Annotated in this window: 18 protein-coding genes and 1 CRISPR repeat array; of the genes, 4 read left to right on the forward strand and 14 right to left on the reverse strand. The window is 29.2% G+C overall.

From position 1 onward, the window contains the following. Positions 1-17: 17 nt before the first annotated feature. Entirely contained in the window at positions 18-827 is an 810-nt protein-coding gene (locus FOC48_RS04250; protein ID WP_003145910.1) for a hypothetical protein, read from the reverse strand. A 280-nt stretch (positions 828-1,107) separates the two neighbouring features. Between FOC48_RS04250 and FOC48_RS04255 the strand changes: the two genes are divergently transcribed. Then, positions 1,108-2,175 (forward strand): D-alanine--D-alanine ligase, encoded by a 1,068-nt coding sequence (locus tag FOC48_RS04255; protein ID WP_003145909.1) that lies wholly within the window; start codon positions 1,108-1,110, stop codon positions 2,173-2,175. 8 nt (positions 2,176-2,183) lie between these two features. Further along, complete coding sequence (locus tag FOC48_RS04260; protein ID WP_003145908.1) at positions 2,184-3,545, forward strand: UDP-N-acetylmuramoyl-tripeptide--D-alanyl-D-alanine ligase; 1,362 nt, start codon at positions 2,184-2,186, stop codon at positions 3,543-3,545. A gap of 207 nt (positions 3,546-3,752) precedes the next feature. Further along, positions 3,753-4,508: a CRISPR direct-repeat array (repeat unit 36 nt; unit sequence GTTTAGTAGAATTCAAAATTTACATATCTCTCAAAC). Between the two features lie 160 nt (positions 4,509-4,668). On the opposite strand, the gene csn2 is transcribed toward FOC48_RS04260, so the two are convergent. The 5 genes from csn2 to FOC48_RS04285 all read right to left on the reverse strand — a co-directional run bounded on the left by csn2 (position 4,669) and on the right by FOC48_RS04285 (position 12,412). Further along, entirely contained in the window at positions 4,669-5,343 is a 675-nt protein-coding gene (gene csn2, locus FOC48_RS04265; RefSeq protein WP_003145907.1) for a type II-A CRISPR-associated protein Csn2, read from the reverse strand. After that, on the reverse strand, positions 5,340-5,645 hold the full coding sequence (gene cas2, locus FOC48_RS04270) for a CRISPR-associated endonuclease Cas2 (RefSeq protein ID WP_003145906.1): 306 nt from the start codon (positions 5,643-5,645) through the stop codon (positions 5,340-5,342). Before cas2 ends, csn2 begins: the two co-directional genes overlap by 4 nt. Positions 5,646-5,649: 4 nt before the next feature. After that, positions 5,650-6,525, reverse strand: coding sequence for a type II CRISPR-associated endonuclease Cas1 (gene cas1 / locus FOC48_RS04275; RefSeq protein ID WP_003145905.1), 876 nt, complete (start codon positions 6,523-6,525; stop codon positions 5,650-5,652). Continuing rightward, positions 6,500-10,675 (reverse strand): type II CRISPR RNA-guided endonuclease Cas9, encoded by a 4,176-nt coding sequence (gene cas9 / locus FOC48_RS04280; protein WP_172497862.1) that lies wholly within the window; start codon positions 10,673-10,675, stop codon positions 6,500-6,502. Before cas9 ends, cas1 begins: the two co-directional genes overlap by 26 nt. Before the next feature lie 258 nt (positions 10,676-10,933). Beyond that, a complete protein-coding gene (locus tag FOC48_RS04285) occupies positions 10,934-12,412 on the reverse strand; it encodes an aldehyde dehydrogenase family protein (RefSeq protein ID WP_003145902.1) in 1,479 nt (492 codons plus the stop codon). A gap of 342 nt (positions 12,413-12,754) precedes the next feature. On the opposite strand from FOC48_RS04285, the gene FOC48_RS04290 reads away from it, so the two are divergent. Beyond that, on the forward strand, positions 12,755-13,300 hold the full coding sequence (locus FOC48_RS04290; protein ID WP_003145901.1) for a thermonuclease family protein: 546 nt from the start codon (positions 12,755-12,757) through the stop codon (positions 13,298-13,300). A gap of 95 nt (positions 13,301-13,395) precedes the next feature. Here the strand turns inward: FOC48_RS04290 and FOC48_RS04295 are convergent, their stop codons facing one another. The 4 genes from FOC48_RS04295 to FOC48_RS04310 form a co-directional block, all read right to left on the reverse strand. Beyond that, a complete protein-coding gene (locus tag FOC48_RS04295; RefSeq protein ID WP_050791061.1) occupies positions 13,396-14,769 on the reverse strand; it encodes an amino acid permease in 1,374 nt (457 codons plus the stop codon). 250 nt (positions 14,770-15,019) lie between these two features. Then, positions 15,020-16,135 carry an alanine dehydrogenase gene (gene ald / locus FOC48_RS04300; RefSeq protein WP_003145899.1) on the reverse strand — a complete coding sequence of 372 codons (1,116 nt, stop codon included), beginning with the start codon at positions 16,133-16,135 and terminating at the stop codon, positions 15,020-15,022. A 687-nt stretch (positions 16,136-16,822) separates the two neighbouring features. Then, the gene (gene rpsD, locus FOC48_RS04305; RefSeq protein ID WP_003145898.1) at positions 16,823-17,425 is read right to left on the reverse strand and encodes a 30S ribosomal protein S4; all 603 of its coding nucleotides are present in this window, start codon (positions 17,423-17,425) and stop codon (positions 16,823-16,825) included. Between the two features lie 269 nt (positions 17,426-17,694). Continuing rightward, positions 17,695-18,357: a gamma-glutamyl-gamma-aminobutyrate hydrolase family protein gene (locus FOC48_RS04310; protein ID WP_003145896.1), complete on the reverse strand. Its 663-nt coding sequence runs from the start codon at positions 18,355-18,357 to the stop codon at positions 17,695-17,697. A gap of 359 nt (positions 18,358-18,716) precedes the next feature. On the opposite strand from FOC48_RS04310, the gene FOC48_RS04315 reads away from it, so the two are divergent. Beyond that, a complete protein-coding gene (locus tag FOC48_RS04315; RefSeq protein WP_003145895.1) occupies positions 18,717-19,337 on the forward strand; it encodes a hypothetical protein in 621 nt (206 codons plus the stop codon). Positions 19,338-19,506: 169 nt separating this feature from the next. Here the strand turns inward: FOC48_RS04315 and rpsI are convergent, their stop codons facing one another. From rpsI to FOC48_RS04335, 4 genes are all read right to left on the reverse strand, one after another. Continuing rightward, on the reverse strand, positions 19,507-19,899 hold the full coding sequence (rpsI, locus tag FOC48_RS04320) for a 30S ribosomal protein S9 (RefSeq protein ID WP_003145894.1): 393 nt from the start codon (positions 19,897-19,899) through the stop codon (positions 19,507-19,509). A gap of 19 nt (positions 19,900-19,918) precedes the next feature. After that, positions 19,919-20,356, reverse strand: coding sequence for a 50S ribosomal protein L13 (gene rplM / locus FOC48_RS04325; protein WP_003144827.1), 438 nt, complete (start codon positions 20,354-20,356; stop codon positions 19,919-19,921). Positions 20,357-20,609: 253 nt separating this feature from the next. After that, entirely contained in the window at positions 20,610-22,073 is a 1,464-nt protein-coding gene (gene gltX / locus FOC48_RS04330; RefSeq protein ID WP_003145892.1) for a glutamate--tRNA ligase, read from the reverse strand. Positions 22,074-22,497: 424 nt separating this feature from the next. After that, positions 22,498-24,369 carry an acyltransferase family protein gene (locus FOC48_RS04335; protein ID WP_003145891.1) on the reverse strand — a complete coding sequence of 624 codons (1,872 nt, stop codon included), beginning with the start codon at positions 24,367-24,369 and terminating at the stop codon, positions 22,498-22,500. Between the last annotated feature and the right edge of the window lie 7 nt (positions 24,370-24,376).

Below are 24,376 nucleotides of genomic sequence, written 5' to 3' on the forward strand. Positions count from 1 at the left end.
GGCCTATTGGTCAACCCTTAAATTTTTTCTCTTATTGCTTTTGCTTGCCTTACTACATAATAATTTTCATTATATTGTAATAATAAGTCAATGTACTTATTAGCTTCTTCTTTATTTTCTTTTAGTACTTCATTACAAAGATAGAAATAATAATTAAATACTTTCGAACACTCTACTATATTATCATTTAATTCTTCTTTAAAATTATCAACCGGTTCTTTTAAAACTAGCACTTTATATATATTATCTAATTTATTATTATACATTTGAACAGCTTCTTGATTTTTATTAACTGTTTTCACTAATTGTTTTTCTAATTCTTCTAAATCAAATTCTTTTTCAGTAAAAATATTTAACATAAACCTAGAAAAGTGATACCATATTTCAGTTCCTCTTAAGGCACCTCTAATATAACCTGATTGAGTAAGTTTTACTTTTGCTAAATATTCTTCACTCTTATCAAAGTTACCGTAGATAAGCTCAACTAGTGCCATATAGTTGTAATATGTACTATTTCTAGTTAATTTTTTATTTTTATGTTGTTCATGCATAAAATCCATAAATCCAGCTAATTCTAAATTATTTAATAACTTTAATCCAATTACATTTTCAATTTTATATCCTTCCTTAGCAAAATAACCAACTATTATAAAGAAAAATATTGCGAATATAATAAAAGCTACTGTATCGCTATACCCTAGTTTCATTTGAGTTATAGCTAATGCAAAAAGAAACACAATATATACAAAGATAAATTTATATACTAGATTAATCTTTCTTTTACGCAAGGTTTTAAAATCATATTTATCTTCTAATTTTTTATTCAAACCTTACTTCCTCCTACTAATATCATTTTTTGTACATACTCTATTATAAATTCGATACTACAAAAATACAATATTAATATGTATTAAAATAATAAATTAACATTTTAAATTAGTTATAAAACTACTCTACTTTATATTTTTGTGGTATAATTATACGATATAATACTAGATTTAATATCTAGTGTGTTAGTAGCGTAGTAAATTATTATCACATAATTCTATGAACTGTAACAACAATTTTTAAAATAACAATATAAAAATTTTATTTAGGAGATTTTTTATGACAAAACAAAATATTGGAATTATTTATGGTGGGAAAAGTGCTGAACACTCAATTTCACTATTAACAGCAAAATCAATTATTAACGCAATTGATAAAGAAAAATACAACGTATTCCCTATCTTTATCTCATTAGAAGGAAACTGGGCTCGTGGTGAACAAATTACATCAGAAATAGCTGATCAACACGACCTTATCTTCTCAAACTTTGATAATGACATCAGTGGATTATTATTTGAAGATGGACGTAAATTCGATATCGTCTTCCCTGTTCTTCACGGACCAAATGGTGAAGATGGAACAATCCAAGGTTTACTAGAAATTATGGATATAGCTTATGTTGGTAACAACGTACTTTCAAGTGCTGCTGGTATGGACAAAGTAGTTATGAAACAGTTATTCGCTGCTTACGACCTTCCACAACTTCCATATGTTCACTTTATCGAGTATACATGGAAAAATAAAAAAGATGCTATTATCGCTGAAATCAATGAAAAACTTAAATACCCTGTTTTCGTTAAACCTGCAAACTTAGGTTCATCAGTTGGTATCAGCCGTTGTAATGATGAAGCTGAATTAGTTAAAGGTATTGAAGAAGCTCTTAAATTCGATAAAAAAATCGTTGTTGAACAAGGTGCTGTTGGAGCTAAAGAAATCGAAGTTGCAGTACTTGGTTACAATGAAGTAAAAACTACAGATCCAGGTGAAATCGTAAATATTTCTTCAACAGAATTCTACGATTATGAAACTAAATATACTGATGGACAATCACGTATGGATATTCCTGCACCAGTAGATACAACTCTATATCCTAAATTTAGAGAAATGGCAGCTACTGCTTTCCGTGCAATCAGTGGATCTGGTCTTGTACGCGCTGACTTCTTCTACACTAAAGAAGGAGAAATCTTCATTAACGAAGTAAACACAATGCCTGGTTTCACACCATTCTCAATGTTCCCTTCTCTATGGGCAAACATGAATGTAAGTTATTCTGAAATCATCGAAGAATTATTCAAGCTAGCTATAGAGCGTTATGAAGATCGTAAAGACTTATTAACTGAAGAATAGGATAAGACATGAAATATTTAGTTAAAGATTTAGAAAAAATATTAAATGCAAAAAAAGTAAATATCACTAGCGATACAGAAATTACAGGTATCGCAATCGATAGTAGAAAAGTAAAACAAGGGGATCTATTTATCCCCTTCTTAGGTGAAAATGTAGATGGTCACAACTATATAGAAAGTGCTTTTGAAAAAGGTGCTGCAGCGAGCTTATCTCTAAAAGATGACTTCGTTTCTAGCAATAACATTATCTATGTTAATGATAGCTACGAAGCTATTCAAACTTTAGCAAAACACTACTTAGACAGCTTAAATGCTAAAACTATCGCTATCACAGGTAGTAACGGTAAAACTACTACAAAAGATATAATTACAAGTGTATTATCAACAAAATATAAAGTTCACAAAACACAAGGTAACTTTAACAACGAACTTGGTGTACCATTAACTATTCTTGCTGCACCAGAAGATAGTGAAATACTAGTACTTGAAATGGGAGCTGATGGATTCGGTCAACTTGATTTCTTATCTAAGTTGGTTGAACCAAATTATACAGTAATTACAAATATCGGTGAAAGTCATATAGAATTCTTCAAATCTCGTGAAGGTATTGCTAAGGCTAAATTCGAAATCACTAACGGAATGAAAAAAGATGGATACTTCGTTTATAACGGAGATGAAGTTCTTCTAAAATCATTAGTAGATTCATCAGATTTCAATACTACTTCATGTGGTGAAAATAACTATAACGATATTATTTTGGAAAACTACACTATTACTCGTGATAGAATTGATTTTAAACTTAACATCAGCGATGAACAATACTTCACTAAATTAAAAGGAAAACATAATTTATTTAACATTATGTTCGCAACAGCTATCGCTAGTAAAATTGGATTAACTAATGAAGAAATTCGTAAAGCTATCGAAAATACTGTAGAAATCACTGGTATGCGTCTGCAAAGTATTCCTTACAAAGAAGATTCACTTATTATTAACGATGCATATAACGCCAGCCCTACTTCTATGAAAGCTGGAGTAGATGTCGTTAGTAGTTTTGATGACTTCGATTTTAAAACATTAGTATTAGGAAGCATGTTCGAACTTGGACCAAATGAAGTTAACTACCACGCTGAAGTTGGTGAATACATCTCTAACAAAACTAACGATATAAATTTAGTAATCAGCGTAGGAGAACTTGCCGAAAACATTACTAAACAAATTAAAAATGACAAAATAAAAACACTACACTTCCCTACTACAGCAGAAGTAAGTGAATATTTAAAAAATAACAAACATAAAAACGAAGTTATCCTATTAAAAGCAAGTCGATCAATGAAATTAGAGACGATTATTGAGGAGATAACGAAGTAACAAAATATTAGAGGGCGTTTACGTTTATTGAGATTAACGTGAACCCCTTTTTTTATACCCTCTTCTATTCGGTAAAGTTTATGTAAACAAAAAATAAGATTATAGATCAAATAACACTCAATGTTATCTCATCAATAATCTTATTATACAATCATAAAATTTACCTATTTCTCAAACTGCATAACGTTCTCTATCTTTTACATTTCTGTTTAGTAGAATTCAAAATTTACATATCTCTCAAACTCAGAGCACAAGTTTATAATGCTATTATTGTTTAGTAGAATTCAAAATTTACATATCTCTCAAACTGATGTTAACATAGACTATTTACACAAACTGTTTAGTAGAATTCAAAATTTACATATCTCTCAAACATAAATTTGTTAGTAGAATTCAAAATTTAGTTTAGTAGAATTCAAAATTTACATATCTCTCAAACTGATGAAACAAACGCTTATATTGGAACAGCGTTTAGTAGAATTCAAAATTTACATATCTCTCAAACGGTTACTGGTGAAGGTATTGTTTATAGCGGTTTAGTAGAATTCAAAATTTACATATCTCTCAAACTGGTCCATGAATCAAATTATTTAAACGATGTTTAGTAGAATTCAAAATTTACATATCTCTCAAACAAAAACAACGGCAAATTAAACTCCTTTTTGGTTTAGTAGAATTCAAAATTTACATATCTCTCAAACTCTCTTCAATGCCTTCAGTCGCAACTTTAAGTTTAGTAGAATTCAAAATTTACATATCTCTCAAACTTGATTCCCATGTAGAAAAGCAAATAATCAGTTTAGTAGAATTCAAAATTTACATATCTCTCAAACGAATTTGTCTATATTAGTAAAGATATAGAGTTTAGTAGAATTCAAAATTTACATATCTCTCAAACACATTTAATTCTATCTACTGCATAACTAAGTTTAGTAGAATTCAAAATTTACATATCTCTCAAACCTCAAATTGAGATTCGGAGTTGAAATTTTGAATTTAGGTATAAAAAAATGGACCGACACCGATCCAGCCAAAAGGCAATTTAGATAAAATCTTTATTTGAACTTGAATGTAAATTTTGAATCTACCTATATTATACAAGTATTTTTTCAAAATTGCAACATTATATTTCACAATTATCTCTGTCAAAAATATAAACCTTTTCTATGTAATTATCATCAGATATATTATTAAATTGTTGGTATTCTATATTTATAATACTAATTTTATTGACACAAGCTTCCTTATATATTTCTTTTATCTCTTCATCTGTGAAAACGTTATGAAGACCAACTATAAAGATAATATTTATTCCACATGATTGTACAAGTACTTTCAAAAATTTAATGAATTTTTCTACAATATCATCATCTTCTACATGAATTCGAAAATCACCTAATTTCAATAGAGAATTTATATCTATTTCTTCACCTTGTTCTACTTCAAATGAACTATTAAAAATTAATTTTTCAAAATATGCTTTTATATGTGTTGTTAATTCATTATACTCTACAGTATCGTCTATAATTTGTTTTAAAAGTGAATTATAAATCTTCGTTAAAATCTTTTTACTATTAATTTCTATATTAAAAATATCAGTAATTATATAACTACACTTTTCAAATGATATCTCTTTATTCTCATATGAATATATATAATTACCTTCATTTCCTTTGTGTTGACTTATTAACTCCTTTATATTTTCCCTATAATATTTTTTATTTTCAAATACCAATGTATAAATAGTGTTCTCTTCAATCTCAATTTTTCTTTGCCAGTTTTTGTTAACTATCTTCATAATTCCAGTAACCTTTCATCGTTATCAACATATTCCGTTTGACTCTCTCCAACCAGAAACTCCATTTTAGAGAATTGTTTTTCTGTAACTTGTAAAACTTGTACAATACCTTCTTCAGGACATATTTTTCTTATACTCTTCACTACTAAATCAGCACTACCTTGATTCATAGCTAGTTTTACATAGACAGATTCTTGCATCATAATAAAACCATTTTTTAATAATGTTTTTCTAAATTTTCTATAGTTCTTTCTTTGTAGTGATGTTTCTGTAGGAAGATCAAACATAACTAATACTCTCATAAATCTATAACTCATAACTATACATTTTTATATACTCTAAATCATTTTCTTTTAAGGCTGTGAACAGACTTCTAACATATAGTTTTATTGCATTAGCTACTGTTTGTTCTTTATCATCAATCTTAATAGCAGTATTTAGAATATTGACTAGTATATTTTTATGCTCTTTAGTAAATTCGTTACCTTCTAAACTATACACAACCTCATCTACTAATATTCTGAAAGGTTCCATAAAATCACTGGCTAAATTAAATTTATTATATGGATTTCTGTGACATAGTCCAAGTTGAGTGAAGTATCCACACGAGACAATTTCTCTATTGAATGCAGAAAGAATTATTGAATAACCATAATCCAATGCAGCATTTATAAAACATTCTTTATTTCTACTAAAATCCATACCAAACATAGCATTAAAATAAACTTTGGCTGCATGTCCCTCTCTATTACTGTTATCATTCCACTCGAGTTCTGTAAGATATTGTTCTAATAACTTATATTCTTCTTTACCTAATTTCTTTAGCAACAACATTTGATTATTAATTTTTTCATATACTATTCTTGTCCATATTCGTTCTTTACTTTCGGTAGTCCATTCTAACTGATTTTTATATTTTAAACTTGTGTCATGACTACCATAATATGGTATTAATTCCGAACTTGGATTTCTTTTTTCGTCACAAAATATCACTTTTATTTTATTTTTCATGAGTTCATTTAAAAGCACGGCGGTAATTGATACCGCTGTGCTTTCAATAATGATCATGTATATTTCACTAAGACTAACTTTCCTAATCTCCGCTTCTTTTCTTACTGTTAGAAAATTTAAACTATAATCTAGTTTTGCCCTATCCCTAACAATTATTGTTCTCCATGTCATTTTCTTTATCCCCTATTATTGTTATTTCTTTTTCATAGAATCCTGCAACGGATTGTTCTATTATTGAGAATTGTGATAGATTACTTAAGTTAAAACTAATTTTTCCTCTTGCTGCCGTAATATTAATACTCTTCAAATCAAAAATAGATTTTTTATTAGTTAGTAAATTCAACACTTCTAGTAATACTTTGGCTTGTTCTTCTAAACTTATACTACTAAAATTATTTCGAATTTCTTCACTATTTAACTCATTAAATTTATTTGGTTTTTTCTTAATAAAAATTCCTGAATTCATTTTTTCAACTAGTAAATTATATAACTCAGTATTTTTCTCTTTAGTAATACTTTCCCAAAGTTCCCCATCTTTATTTTCTTTTTTCCAATTTTGATATTTTGATAGAGTTTTTATGTATCTCTCACTTTCAGTATCTAAAGTAACTTGTACTGCTCCATCATATACAAAACTATCATTCGTCTTGCCACCTATAAAATTAAAGAAATTATTTATTTTGACTAAATCCCCTATACACAACTTCCTATACTTTAATTTAAAATCTTTAACTTCTTCACCAGATTTAATATTAATTTGAGTTTTACCAAATTCTAATAATGTACTATCATCTTTTATGTTTTGAGAAACATAAATAGGTATTGGAATAATTCTAGTTATTTTTTCTTCACCTTTTTTATTAACTAAAGTATATTCAAAAATTGAATAGTATGCAATTTTAACTTTTGTGAATCCACCATATTTTGTAACATCATTTACTACAGGATCAGACGTTTTCAAAGGATAATACACACCTTCTTTAGCCTTAGCAGCTACCTTAGCTTTATATACAGTAGCATCAAACAATCCACCTTTTTGTTCTGATGTTCTTCTTGTTACTAGAATATTGTTATTGTTCATAACCTTTTCTACTTGATGAACTGTTTTATTCAATTCCCAAGCAACGTTATTAGAATTAGATACATTTTCATAAAAGACATTATTCAATGAGTATTTTCTTCCATCTTTCTTATCTTTAATGAAGTTAAAGACATTTCGTGTGAATTTTGTATCATAAACATTACCTACTACAACGTTTAAATATGCGTCTTTGGCATGATGATAATCATTAATTTCACGAACCTTGATTAACTGTTCAGTATTATCTGATTTTCTATTACCTTCTTTAATTTTTCCGAAATTTTGTCTAAAGCTAGATACATTTTCTGCTTTAGAATAACAAATTGAAGTTTTTGGATTTAATTCTCCTAATATTCCGGCTACTGCTTTAACTGATTGAGATGTTTCTACTAATTGTCGAGCAATAAATCCTGTTAACTCTTCATCAGAAAATTCTTCAGTTCTTACTAATCTATTATATTTCTCATCAGTAATTAGACCTTTTTCTTTCAGGAATTTCCAGAATCTTCTATTACTAGGTGTTTGAATATCACTTCCTAATGGATATCTGTCTGTTTTAGCTGCGTTATATTCTCTTTTTACTAATACAGTATTTGTAAAACTGTCATCCTTCACTTTACTTTGTGGATATATGTGATCTATATCATAGGCTGTAGTATTTAACTGCGTAATATCAATCGTTTCCCCACTATACATACATCTTCCTAATTGTGTATAGTATAGATATAATTTTTTAGCTTTTAGTTTAGATGGTTCTACTGAACTCAATCTTTCATTCAGCTTATCAAAGTTCAATGAACCTATCTCTTTTTCTAAATCTTTTACATCTTTTTTTACTGCTTTATAGAATAATTCTAATTGTTTCTTACGAGAATCTGTTGGTTTTTTCTTATCTTGATTAGATCTAGTTGTCTCTACGAAAATTTTCGCTGGAGCACATCCTATAATTTTCTTAAGTTCTTCTACTATTCTTACGGTTTGCCAAATCGAACGTTTAACAGATGGCGATACATATAAATCATCTAAAATTTCAGGTGTAATTTCTGTTACTTCTTTTTGTAACTCTTTATTGTAGTCAATTATCTGTTGTGAATAATCGAATCTATCTGCCAATAACTCCATGAATAGTATGTTATTTTGACGCATTGCTCCAATTATATTTAAACATTCTCCCGTTTCCTCATTATAAAGTTTTTTACTTACTAATTCTGTCAACAGTTTTCTAGAGAATCTTCCCCAATCTTTATATACTAACCTAGACATTTTTGCTATTTCTTCTTTTGAATATATATCCCCATATACAGCTTCTATCTTAGCTTTTATTAATTTTCTAGATTCTCCGTATAATGTAATCCAAAGAATTATATTTTCTACGTGTTCAGTATTAAATTTATCTCCTAGGATTTTTTTGAAATCCCTATATGATTTCAGATCATTTTTTACAGTAATATCAATTCCAGTAATTTCACCCTTACCGTCTATATATCCTTCTGCTTTTAATAAGTTTTTAATACTTGTTTTTGTAACTTTCTTACCTTGTTCTTTGAAAAGTTTTTCAATAATAACATTTCTAGCTTCTAAACTTATTCTATTACCATCATATTTTAATGCATTCAGCTCATTTAGTAAGGCAAACTCAGAATATAATAATGAACTCTTCGGAAGGACATCTTCACCTTTAAGATATGTACATTTATTAGTTAAATTGGTAATAAACTTCTCTGCACTTGCACTTTCATCAATTACTTTCTCATAATTCCAAGGAGTTACTGGTGTATTCTCATACCCTTTATTTCTTACAGACCAAGCAAATCCATCTACTTTAGCTTTTTTACTAGAATTTAGTGGACCAACATAGTACGGTATTCTGAATTCTAATAATTGAATTACTTTTTCTATTATACTATATCCACTATCATCTTTTTCATTTAAGAACTTATGATATTTAGCCGCATTATCTAAAATTTTTACCAATTCTTCTTTATGGATTTGATACGGTACTACAGAATTATCTTTTGTTCTTTGAAGTGGTAAGAATAGTTCTAATTCTAAATCTCTTAAAATTTCTTCTTTAGCTGAGCTTTCTTCTAGCTTAGCTAATTCTTTTACTAAGAATTTTTTAAAGTCTTCATAATTACATCCTTTTCCTTCTTCACTTTTACGAATATAATTTACATAGTTAGTTCCTTTATCTTTATCCTCTTTAAATATAGCTGAATAAAGCTCAACTTTTTTATCTTCCGATAATTTTGAATCATTTTTTACAAGAGTTTTTAATTTAGTTAAGTCCTCTCTATGTTTGTGATAAAGCTCTACTTTAGATTCTGATAATGTCTTCCCTTCTTTTTTAATATCAGAAAGAATAATACTATCATAAACTAACTTAGCTAGATCTAGTAATTCTATATAATTTGATAGAACTTGTTCATAATCATGTCGAACTTCTTCATAAATCTTCTCTTTAAAAGAAACTGATTTTACAGAAGCATCTAATTCTTTATATTCATCAATAGCAAATAGTTTATCTAACGATGTTTTCCCTCCAAAAATAAGTCTAAACGCTTCTAATAATTGCTTTTCTTTTGGATATATTTTCTTAAGATCATTTACTTTATCAGTCAAAGTTTTCTTCTCTAATGCAATCTCTGTAATTTTATTAATATTTTCTTCCGTTATTTCAATACTTATATGTAATATATCTAGATTAAGTAATTCTTTAATTAAATTATTAAGATTACCTTCTTTAAAACTTTGCCCTTGAAGTAAAAAATGCCCTCTATTTTTTAAAATGTGATGTATTGCTAAAAATACTTTTCTTATATCAGGGTTTTCCTCAGTCATAAGTTTTGTTCTTAAATGATAAATTGTTGGATATTCTTTATAATAATCTTTATCTGTATAATCTTTATCATTAAAAATCGCATACGGTACTTGATGAGTTTTATCCTCATAATGATATTGACTTTCTTTTAACCTTAAGAAAAAATTAGCATCAATTTTGGCTATTTCTTGAGTAAATAATTCTTCTAATAAGTTTAAACGCCATTTTCTTCTAGCTAATCTTCTTCTCCCAGAACGATATCCTCGGCGTTCTTCTGCAGTAGTAGCTTCTTCAAATAATCTAACTCCCCATAATCTTTTTTTATTTTTTCTAATAATTTTATATTCATTATCAGTGGCAGCCCAACCCACACTTGCTGTTCCAATATCTAAACCGAGATACCATGTTTTATTAGTCATATTTCCTATTCCTCCTCAAAACTTAAAATAATATTTCATAAAAACATTTTCATCTTTTATTTTATCATATTTACAATAAATATCAAAAGGCAATTAATATTATTTTCAAAATTAAATTTACAAGATAAAGAAATTAATAAATACTTTGTTGCTTTAAAAAAAATACATTCCACATGATTTAGCTAATAAAACAAAAAAAACAACTCAAAACGATATTAATTCTGAGTTGCTTCATGATTATGATTTTATTTAATTATGTTAGTTGTAGAATCCTGATACATCATCACTTAAATCAATTAGGATGTTTTTCATTTGTGAATAGTGTTCTAGTATTACTTTGTGAGTTTCACGTCCAATTCCTGATTTTTTGTATCCTCCAAATGGTGCGTGTTCTGGAATTTGGTTATAAGTATTAACCCACATTCTTCCTGTTTCTACTCTACGAGCTATATTTAATGCACGTGTAATGTTTGTAGAGAATACTGCCCCTGCTAGTCCATACTCACTATCGTTAGCTTGAGCAATTACTTCTTCATCTGTTTTGAATTTAATGATTACTGAAACCGGTCCAAATACTTCTTCTTGAGAGATACGGCAACCATTGTTTACTCCAGAGATTAATGTTGGTTTAACGAATGCCCCTTTATCACATCCATTTTCTGTGTAACGCTCACCACCAACGATTACTTCCCCGCCTTCTTTTTTAGCTATTCCGATGTAATTAACAATTTTTTCTGCTTGTTTTTCATCTATTTGACTACCCATTTGTGTATTTGGATCTAGTGGATCACCAATTTTAATTTTCTCAAATTTTTCTTTAACTTTTGCTACAAAATCATCGTAGATTCCTTCTTGTACGAAAATTCTTGAACCTGCACAACAGACTTGACCTTGGTTGAATAAAATACCTAATTGTACGCCGTCAAGTGCTTTTTCTATATTAGCATCATCTAAGATAATATTCGCAGATTTACCACCTAATTCTAATGTAGCTGGAATTAGTTTTTCTGCAGCTGCTACCGCAATTTTTTTACCTACTTCTGTAGATCCTGTAAATGCTAGTTTATTTAATCCTTGATGATTTTTTAGGAATTCCCCTGATTTACTTCCACGTCCTGTAATTACATTTAATACACCTTTCGGTAATACATCTTGAATTAATTCTACGAATGTAAGTAAGCTAAGCGATGTAATGCTTGATGGTTTTAGTACGATTGTGTTACCTGCTGCTAAAGCTGGTGCAATTTTCCAAGCTGCCATTAAGAATGGGAAGTTCCAAGGAATAATTTGTCCTACTACTCCAATAGGTTCTCTTAAAACTAAGCTTAGGAATTTTTCATCTAAAACTGTTGCTTGTCCTTCATCAGCTAAAATACATCCTGCAAAGTATCTAAAATGTCTAGCACTGAATGGAACGTCTACATTAAGTGTTTCACGAATTGGTTTACCATTATCTAAAGATTCTACCGTAGCTAATAATTCTGTATTAGTATCAATAATATCTGCAATTTTGTTTAGTAAAGCTGCACGTTCAGATACTGTTGTATATTTCCATGTTTTAAATGCTTCTTGTGCAGCTTCTACAGCTCTATTTACATCTCCCTCTGTTGCATCTGGGAAGTTTGCTAAGTATTCAGAATTAGCTGGATTATATGATTTTAATACTAATTTATCCTCAGCATCTACCCACTCCCCATTGATAAACATTTTAAAATTTTCTTTTTTTAATTTAGTCATATTTTTTCTCCTTTGTTTTTTATTGTAATCTTATACTACCACCGAAAGAGTACGTTTACAAAGTATCTGTTTATACTTAATTTAACACTGTTTAAATAAAGTATTATTTGGAAACATTGAAACAATAATTAATCATATATATACAAGTTGAAACCATTATTTCATAGGGAATTCTTTGATATATAGTAAGCTCTTTAGAGTTAATATTTTATTATATAAATCAATATTAAGTTTATAATTATTAGTAAAATTTAATATTAAATATTTAATATTTTTGTGTTAAATTATCTCTTTATTACTAGCATTAAAAGTGATAGAATTAATTATAAAGGGGGGATAATTATGAATAAGAAAGTTTTTATTATCTTCTTTATTATCTTCTTAAGTACCTTTATGATTATTATTTCAATCATAAATACTCATGGAGAAGACTATAAGGAATCAAATGTTAATGGAATACTAATTAAAGGCGATAAAACTAAATATAAGGTTAGATTCCTTAAAAAAATTGATGGTGATACGATTTTAGTACAATTCAACAATAAAGAATTAAAAGTTAGATATCTATTAGTTGATACTCCTGAAACAGTTAAACCAGGAGTTGAAGTTCAAAAATATGGAACTGAAGCTAGTGAATTAAACGGAAAGTTATTGTCAAACGCTAAAAACGTTGAAATTGAATTCGATGTTTTTCAAAAAGAGGATAAGTATCATAGAGCATTATGCTACGTATACGCCGATGGAAAAAGTGTTCAGGAAGAATTACTATTAGCTGGTTTAGCAGAAATTAAATATGTTAAACCACCCGATACAAGATACCTGAAAGAATATAAAAAAGCACAGAACAAGGCTAAAAGCAATAAGCGTAATCTCTGGTCTAGTGCATAGACTTAAGAATTAATATAATTACATAGTAACAACAAAAAAGCAACTCAACAATTAGATCTTTTAAAAGTCTATTGCTAAGTTGCTTTTATTTTATATTATTTTAATTTACTATTTTTGTATGAAAATGTAAAGTAAATTATCATACCTACGATTACCCAAACGATGAAGATAATCCACGTTGTTAATGTAACACTGTATAGTAGTGCTCCAAATAAAACGATAGAGATAATTGGTAATACAGGCATACCAGGTACTCTAAATCCACGTTTTAAGTCTGGGAATTTTTTGTAGAATACGATAGTTGTGTAACTTACTAATGCGAATGCAATAATTGAAGCTACGTTAGCTAGATCAGCTAAGTTTCCTAAAGGTAAGAATCCTGCTAAAACTGCTGTTAAAATTCCTAATCCCCAAGTTACAGTACTTGGTACTTTGTTTGCATTAACTTTAGTTAATCCTTTTGGTAATAATCCGTCACGAGCAATTGTATAAGTGATACGAATACCTGCATACATGAATGATAAGATACCAGCCATAAGACCGATTACCGCACCAAGAGATACAACTCCTGCTACTTTGTTTTGTCCAACTTCTTCTAACACGAACGCTAATGCATCACCAGTTCCTAGTCTGTTGTACTCTACAACTCCTGTTAATACTAAACACACAAGAATATAGAATGCTGTACAAACTACCATCGTGATAATAATTGCTTTAGGTAATGCTTTTTCCGGATTAATCGTTTCTTCTGCTGAAGTTGAAATTGCATCAAATCCTAAGTATGCAAAGAATACAGTTGTTGCAGCTAACATCACCCCAGAAAATCCTGTTGGAGCAAAGTTATTTGTCCAGTTTGTTGGTTCTACGTAAAATGCACCAACAACGATGAATAAAATTACAATACCTACTTTTGCAGCTACCATCAGGTTATTTACTAGTTTACTACTAGAAGTTCCTTTTGATAGGATGAAAGTAATTAATAATACAATAATAATCGCAGGAATATTACCATATCCACCTACTGCCGGTAGTGTATAATATTCTTTTGGAATTTCTACACCCAAACCTGCTAATAGACGTGAAAAGTAACTTGACCATCCATTCGCTACAGTTGCTGCAGTAAGAACGTATCCACCTATTAAAACCCAACCTATCGCATAAGCTACGATTTCACCAACTGATACATATAAATATGTATATGTACTACCACTTGATGGAATAGTTGAAGCCAACTCTGCATAACAAAGTGCAGCTAAACAACAAGCTAATCCTGCAATAAGGAATGAGAACACAACCGCAGGTCCTGCTTCTGCTGAAGCTTTCCCTGTTAAAACTAAAATTCCTGAACCAATAATCGCCCCAATTCCGAATAGAACTAAATCTAAAGTTTTCATCGTGGGATTCAACGTTTTATTTCTTGATTCAGCTAAAATAGAATCAATAGATTTTTTTCTAAAAACGCTCATAATTTCCTCCTAATATTAAATAAATATTCTCCCCTATTAATAATATTTATTAATTATATCACAGTTACAGATTATTTACTACTAAATACTTTACTTATGTAAGTAAAGAAAAAAGTAAACAATAAATATCCTAATAAAATAATATATTATTAAATATAACTAATCTAACAAAAGGAAGTGGATAACATATTATAAATATACATACCACTTCCTCTACAATATAATTTTTCTATATTTTGTTTTTAATATTATATTACAAAGCTTGCTCTACTGGAGTATACTCATATCCTAAATCATCTGCAACTGCTTTGAATGTTACTTTCCCGTTAGCTACGTTAACACCTGGTACTAATTCTGGGAATTTAACAACTGCTTCTTTAACTCCTAGTTTAGCAATTAGTTTAACATATTTAGCTGTTGCGTTACATAATGCATATGTTGCTGTTTCAGCTACTGCTCCAGGTATATTTGCTACTGAATAGTGTAATACTCCTTCTTCAACGAATATTGGATTATCATGACTTGTTGGACGACCTTCTGTATATTCCGTTGTACCACCTTGGTCGATAGCCACGTCCACAATAACACCACCATCAGGCATATCTTTAATCATTTCTTTAGTAACTAGTTTTGGTGCTTTAGCTCCTGGAATTAATACTGTACTAACTACTAAATCAGCAGTTTTAATTGCATTAGCAATATTTAATTTATTAGAGTAAACTGTTTCTACTTTACCACCAAAAATGTGTGATAATTCAGTTAATCGATCTAAGTTAACATCTAACATTGTTACACGTGCTCCTAATCCTGAAGCTGCTGTAGCTGCTGCAGTTCCTGCTACCCCTGCACCAATAACTACAACATGACCTGGTTGAACTCCTGGAACACCTTGTAATAATTTACCTTTACCACCTTGTACTTTGGATAAGAATCTTGTACCCTCTTGAATAGCCATTCTTCCCGCAATTTCACTCATAGGTCTTAATAATGGTAAAGTACGACCTACTTTTACAGTTTCGAAAGCAATACCGATAGTCCCTGATTCTACCATTGCTTTAGTTAATTCTGGATCTGCTGCTAAGTGTAAGTAAGTATAGATAATTAAACCTTTTCTGAAGTATTTATATTCTGATGGAATTGGTTCTTTTACTTTATAGATTAAATCTGATTTATTCCATACATCTTCTGCTTTATCTAATAAAACAGCTCCTACTTTTTCATACTCCGAATCTGAAATACCCGAAGCTAATCCAGCTCCTTTTTCTACATAAACAGTGTGCCCATCTAGTACTAATTCATGTACTACTCCCGGAATTGCAGACACTCTACTTTCGTTGTTTTTAATTTCTGTTGGTACTCCGATAATCATTTCCCTTACCTCCTAATTTTTTCTGTACTTATATATTAACACATATACCAAATTAATGAAAGCGTTTTTCTGGTGAAAGTAATGATGAAAATATTTTCCCTATTTTATTATAATTATATAAAAATAAAAACCTATAGAATAGCTATTCTTAATTTTATATTAACACTATTTTTATGAAAATAAGCATTAATTATTTTTAGAAAAGAAATCTGAAAAACAGCTGTTATATTTTCTAAGTAATTCTGTTTTAAGAGTATAACGAGATTAATTTTATTTTTAAAATTTTTAATTTATACAAAATTATTTACTAAAAGTATATACTTTTATTGAAAGCTAAAATATTTATACAAAATTAATTTTTGCTTTTCAGTTTGTTATATTTTACATTATTTAATGAAAAATATCAATTCTTGATAATACAATATACTATTATGTGATATAACTAAACTATTTATTTTTGTTAAATATTTGATATTAAAAAATATAATTAAAATTATTTCTGATATTATTTTTCTTCTTTTTATGATAGAATAATAATAGTGAAAAGAGGTATTCTCTTTTACCTAATATTCTAAAATTATTTTAAAGCTAAAAACAAATTAGTTTTTGGCTTTTTTTATTTTTCTTAGATTTTGCGCAGAAATAAAAACAATCCCCTTAAACGTTAGTTTAAAGGGCTTTGTCTTATTAACGGCTGTAGTACTCAACGATAAGTTGTTCGTTGATTTCTGGGTGTAATTCACTTCTTTCTGGAAGTCTTACTAATGATCCTTCTAATTTGTCAGCATCAAAAGTTAAGTACTCAGGTACAAAATTAGTGATTTCAACAGCTTCTTTAATGATTTCAAGGTTTCTAGATTTTTCTCTTACTGAAACTACTTGACCTGGTTTAACAGCGTAAGAAGCGATATCTACTTTTTTACCATCTACAAGAACGTGACCGTGGTTAACTAATTGTCTAGCTTGACGGTTAGTTCTAGCTAATCCTAAGCTGTATACTACAGAATCTAAACGTGTAGCAAGTAATGCCATGAAGTTTTCCCCGTGAAGACCTTGTAATTTACCAGCTTTATCGAATAATTTACGGAATTGTTTTTCGTTCATTCCGTGTAGGTAACGAAGTTTTTGTTTTTCTTGTAATTGTAAACCATACTCAGATAGTTTTTTTCTTAAGTTAGGACCGTGTTGTCCTGGTGCGTAAGGACGTTTAGCTAACTCCTTACCAGTACCGCTTAGTGAGATTCCTAAACGACGAGATTTTTTCCAAGTTGAACCTGTAAAACGAGCCATTATGTGCTCCTCCTTTTATCTTTTTGTTTTTATTTTTGTGAAAACAAAAAGCACGATTATCGTTGTTGTATATGTTATAAAACTGGAACTTCGCCTAGCAGCATAGGCTACGAGTTGCCACATTAAATAATGTATAACATAGAGGCAATAACAATTAATCCACTGCTATCATTTTACACAGAGATTAGTTTACCATTATTTTTAATAATAGTCAACTATTTTGATGTTGTATTCTTATTTTTTTTTTAATAATAACGTAATACAAAATTCTATTCACATAGATTTAGGAATTTTTTAAATGTATCAATTTCATAATCAACTTCTGGATGCCACTGTAATCCAATTAAGTTTCCTTTTTCAATTGCTTCTACAGTTCCATCGTCAGAAACTGCTGTTACTTTAAATCCTTCTGCAACTCTATTTATTGCTTGATGATGAATTGAATTAACCTCTGCTTTATCTCCATATAAACTATGTACAAATGAATTTTCTTCTATATCTATATTGTGACGAACCAAATTCTCTTTACTAGTATGATCATCTATATGCTGTTTTAAACAACCACCATGATAAATATTTAAACTTTGTAATCCACTACAGATTCCAAGTATTGGCTTATTATTCTTTTCGAAAAGCTCAATAAGTTTAAAGTCTAATTCATCCTCATATGGATCTTCAGGATATTCTAAACCTTCTAGAGGTTCTTCGCCGTAAAACTTAGGATTAATATCCCGATCTCTACCAGCAATAATTAGGCCACTACACATGGCTACAATTTCCTCAATTCCGTTTTGAGAACAAACTGGGAATAATATAAATCCAGCTTTTTCTGCTACTTCTGAAAAATAACCATTGATGTATAGACGTCTTTTTGCTATACCAGCATCTGATTGGTAATCGACACTTCTTGTTGAAATTGCAATTATTTTCATATGCAATGACCTCCTTTTTTAAATTTTATGACTATTATTATATAAATATTATAGAAAATTGTCAAGAACAGGATTTTCATGAAAATATATGAAAACTTTAAGTATATTAATAAGTTTAAATATTAAATATAATTTTTGTATCAATTTTAATTTTATAAGCTATCTTGTTTAAATATTATTAAGGATTAGTACTATTTAATTTATCTCCACTTGGTAATAGTGAACTTTTAAAATTACCATTATATCTATATATTAAATTCAGAGTATTAATCTAATGTTAAACTTCATACATTCTATTGTAAATATACTGAAAGATATGTATAATAGTAATGTGTTAAATATTAAGGAGGAATAATTGAATGAATTATTTATTGACTGTTAAATATCCTAAACAAGAAGTTATAGAGGGTGGCAAAGAGTCGGTTACCAATGTGAAAGAAAATCATGAGGATTTAACTTCAGAGGAACTTTTAGAAAAATATCAAGAGTTTCAACGCGTAGGATATGATGTCAAAGTTAACTTTGTTACTTCTGATGTATATGATGAATTCGATGTTTTTAAATTAGCAGAAATCTTAGATCTTAATGCGATTGACTATAGCGCAAAACTTAAATTTATAAATCGCTCAAATAAAGGATCTCATGATTATATCAGTAGTCTAGCAAAATTATTTGATAGATATACTTTTGATTATGATATTTCAATTAAGCTGAAGATTAACGAAAAATCAGAAATTGACTTTAAAAATGAAGATACATGGTTTGGAGAAACTCCAATTTATCAAATAAATCCAAAAATTAACGTAAAGGATGCTAAATTATTTAAAAATTTGTATGATGAGTTAAATGAAATAGCTCAAGTTAGCGCAGAAATAAAACCAAAAAAATTAGAAGAAAAAATACTATTATTATCTTTAGATAATTATCCAGAAGGAACTGAAGTTATTTTCACACTAAAAGATTCTGAGATTTATGAATAAAATATGTTAAATTAGAAACTGAGATTACAACTAAATTATAGGTAGCCTCAGTTTCTTTATTTTTTACTAACTTAATTTTGGACTTTTTACATCTCATTTGACAAAGAACAAAAAAAGACAACAGAGAAAGTTCTCTGTTGCCTTGACGTACTTTGGTATAAGACCAATATTAACGTTTTGAGAATTGAGGAGCACGTCTCGCACCACGAAGACCGTATTTTTTACGTTCTTTCATACGAGGGTCACGAGTTAGTAATCCTGCTGGTTTTAAGTCTTTACGGTATTCTGGGTTTACTTCTAGTAAAGCACGTGCAATTCCGTGACGGATTGCTTGAGCTTGTCCTGTGTATCCTCCACCGTTAACGTTAACTAAAACGTCATAGTTACCTGTAGTAGATGTAACTTCTAAAGGTTGCATTAAGTCTAATACTAATGATTCTAATGGTAAGTATTCACGCATTTCTCTGTTGTTGATAACAACTTTCCCTGTTCCAGGTACTAATCTTACACGTGCTACTGAGCTTTTACGGCGTCCTGTACCGCGATATTCTACTTGTGCCATTTAATTATTTCCTCCTATATTATCCACGTAATTCGTATTTTTCTGGTTTTTGTGCTGCGTGTGGGTGTTCAGCTCCACGGTAAACGTGAAGTTTCATTCCTTGAGCTCTACCTAAAGTATTTTTTGGTAACATACCTTTGATAGATAGTTCTAAAAGTTCTTCTGGATATTTTTCTACCATTAATCCAGCAGTTCTTTCTTTTAACCCACCTGGGTGCATTGTGTGACGACGGTAAATTTTATCAGTTAATTTTTTACCAGTTAACACAATTTTCTCAGCGTTGATAATGATTACATTATCCCCAGTATCGATGTGTGGTGTATAAGTAGGTTTGTGTTTCCCTCTTAAAATTGAAGCTACCTCTGATGATAAGCGACCTAAAGTTTGTCCTTCAGCATCGATTACATACCATTTTTTTTCTACAGTTGATGGCTTTGCCATATATGTTTGACGCATGTCTTTTTTCCTCCTAGATGTTGTTTTTAATCTGTCATAACGACTAAGTTTTCCGGGGCTTACTCGTGAAGATATATAAACAATATCATAAGTAATAATACCTTATTTACTGTTAAATGTCAAGATATTTTCTTTACTTTTATTTATATTTCTTCTCTTATTTTTTCCAGCTGGAAAATCAAAATTAAGGGCTAATCTAAAATTAGATATTCTCAATTTATTTCGCCCTTAATTTATGTAAATTTAAAACTTTTTATTTGATTGTTTCTAATGCAGCTTTTACTCTAGATGCTACTCTTTCTTTACCTAGTAATTCTAAGCTTGTGTTTAATTCTGGACCATGCATTGATCCTGTTGAAGCTATACGGATTGGCATGAATAAGTTTTTACCTTTTACTCCAGTATCTTTTTGAATAGCTTTGATTAAAGCTTTGATGTTATCAGCAGTAAATTCTTCTACTTCTTCAACTTTTGTTAAGAAATCTTCGAATACTGTTGCTGTTGTTTCTTGTCTTAGAATTTCTAATTCTTCTTCATCAAATTTAACTTCTTCAACGAAGAATTGCTTTGTTAATTCTACGATTTCAGCACCATAACTCATTTGTGGTTGATATAATGAAATTAATTTTTCAAACCAAGCTTTATTATCTTCTACTTCTTCAGCAGTTGCAACACCTTCTTTTACGAAGAATGGTAATGATAAGTCTACGATTCTTTCTAAAGGTTGTGCTTTGATATATTGGTTATTGATCCAAGTTAGTTTGTTATTATCGAAGAATGCTGGTGATTTACTTAAGCGTTTTTCATCAAAGATTTTAACAAATTCTTCTTTAGTGAAAATTTCTTGTTCACCTTCTGGAGACCATCCTAATAATGTAATGAAGTTGAATAATGCTTCTGGAAGGTATCCTAATTCATCATATTGTTCGATGAATTGAATGATTGTTTCATCACGTTTAGATAATTTTTTCTTGTTTTCATTTACGATTAGAGTCATGTGACCAAATCTTGGTGGTTCAAATCCTAATGCTTCATATACAACAAGTTGTTTTGGTGTATTTGATACGTGGTCATCTCCACGAAGTACATGTGAAATTTGCATTAAGTGGTCATCAATTGCTACAGCAAAGTTATAAGTAGCTACTCCATCATTTTTTACGATTACGAAATCACCGAAGTCGTGTCCTTCAAATGATAATTCACCTTTAACCATATCATCAAATTTATAAGTTCTGTCTTGTGGAACACGAATACGGATAGATGGTTTTCTACCTTCTTTTTCAAATGCTTCTTGTTCTTCTTTAGTAAGATGAGCATGTTTTCCACTATAGCGTGGTGGTAATCCATTAGCAATTTGCTCTTCTCTTTCCGCTTCTAATTCTTCAGCAGTCATGTAACATTTATATGCTTTATCTTCAGCAATAAGTTGATCTGCATATTTTTGATAGATATCGATTCTTTCTGATTGACGGTAAGGACCGAACTCTTTTTCTTTTCCAATACCTTCATCATAGTCTAGACCTAGCCAATCCATATATTTAAGTTGGCTTCTTTCACCTTCTTCTTTATTACGTTTGAAGTCAGTATCCTCAATTCTTAGTACGAAGTCTCCACCGTAATGTTTTGCAAAAAGGTAATTAAATAATGCTGTTCTTGCATTTCCGATATGTAAATTTCCTGTTGGAGATGGTGCATATCTTACTCTTACTTTTGTCATAGTTATCTCCTTTTATCACTATTAATTATATTTATAATACTAAATTATTATATCACAAACTATATTCATATTTCAATGAAAGTTCAACAATTCACTAATAAAAGCCTTATCAATTGCTATATTTATGTTTCAATCACAAAAATTAATTAAATTTCTTATGCTCAGAAATTCATGAGAAACTAAACTTAATTCCAATTAAATAATACTTCTTCGTTTTTATATTGTTATTATTTAATAAAATTTAATAAATAAAACTAAGCAGTCTTTCAAAACTACTTAGTTTTTCTTTTTTATTTAAAGGGCTGATATAAAAGTCCTAAATTTTAACAAAGTGTATATGGGAACCCATAGACGCAGTGGTTTATTGATATCTAATAAACTGTGCGGGGATGACTCGACAAAATTAATTTCTTTGAAATCACGATTATTGAGTCATTCCCTCTTTAACTTCTACTGGACGTTTAAGATTTTTCACTATTAAATCAACCATTCTTTCAGCGCCATTCGGTTTTAAATGCACTTTATCTGGTTCAAATAAAGTAGTATTACCATTTGCTACCGAATACCAATCGATTATCGTTATATTAGAGTATTTTTCTTTTGCTTTTGTTAACTCTGAATTTACGGTTTTTTCCCAAGCTCTTGGTACTTTAACATTAACGAAGTAAATATCAGCTTTATCAAAAATCTTCACTAATTCATCAAGTTGGCTTTCAGTGAATGGTCCATTAGTTCCTAGTTGGAATATTATCGCTGAATTCTCATTGTTATATTGAACGTAATTTTTAGCTTCATCTACGGCCATATATAATTGTCGACCGATTTTACCATCGATAACAGCTCCTGGATATAACTCTTTAAATTTCTCTCCTATATCAACTGTCAGAGAATCTCCCATTACAACTACAGAACTATATTTCTTATTTGAATTATTTTTATCATTTTTATTTTCTTTGGTATCTTTATTCTCGTCAGTTGATTTATTTTGATTATTATCACTATTATTATTTTGATTATTTACAAATTGAGTTTCTTTATTGTTTTCCATTTCTTTTACAAATGCTGTTGAAAGGAATGGAACACCTTTCCCAAATATTCCCATCACAAATAGTAATGATACAACACCTATAATACTAGCGTATACTTTTCTTGCTTTTTTAGGACGTTTTACTATTTTTTTGTAAACTAGGTTAACGTAGTTTATAAATCCTAGTTTTCGCATTGGTGTCTCAACAAATACGTAGCTTATAATAGCTACAGCAAACGTAAGGATAATTCGTAGTATTACATATAAAATATTAGGATTACCAATTTCTGACACTGGTGTAGTCAACACTAATATTGGAAAATGCCATAAGTATAAACTATAAGAAATCTTACCAATAAATACAATTGGTTTGAATGATAATAGTTTTGACATTATAGTATGCTGTTTTCCACTACTAATAATAATTACTAACCCTAAAATAGCTACAAGTAGGAATCCTCCTCGATATAGCCAAGTATTATACTCTGAAGTATAAATCATGATTGTTATTAAGATAGCTATTGAAACAAACGATACTAAACTATAACGTATATTTTCTTTAGTCGTTACTCTCGTATTAAGTTTATCTATAGGATATAAAATCGCACCTACCACACCTACAAGTAATGAAAATGCTCTTGTGTCAGTTCCAAAATAAATTCTACTTATATTATTTATATCGAATAATAAAATATGCGTTATTAAAGATATAAGTACTAATCCTATAACAACATATAAAAAGGTCTTATTTAATTTATATGTTCCATCTTTGGCTTTCTTTTTCCCATTAAATATTAAAAATAATAACGGGAAAACCATGTAAAATTGTTCTTCAATTGCTAATGACCATAAATGTTTAAATGGACTTTGAGATCCAAAACTATCAAAGTAATCTAATTTATGGAATATATACCACCAGTTACTTGAATATATATAACCAAATATTGCATCAAGATGACTTTTACGTAGTAGTACATCATTGAATAGCACCATAACTATTAATCCTACAGTTATCATAAAATACACTGCTGGCAATAGACGTCTGGCCCTTCTTAAATAAAAATTATATAAATTTAGAGAACCTGTCTTTTTATATTCTTTAATAATCAATGAACTTATTAAATAACCTGATAAAACAAAGAATAGATCAACACCTAAGAAACCACCTGGTAGGTAATTTACATCGACGTGATAAATAATAACTGCTAATACTGCCAATGCCCTCAAGCTATCTATACTCGGAAGGTATTTTGATTTGTTATTACTCATTTCTACC

The organism is Gemella haemolysans (assembly GCF_012273215.1).
GTDB lineage: Bacteria > Bacillota > Bacilli > Staphylococcales > Gemellaceae > Gemella > Gemella haemolysans_A.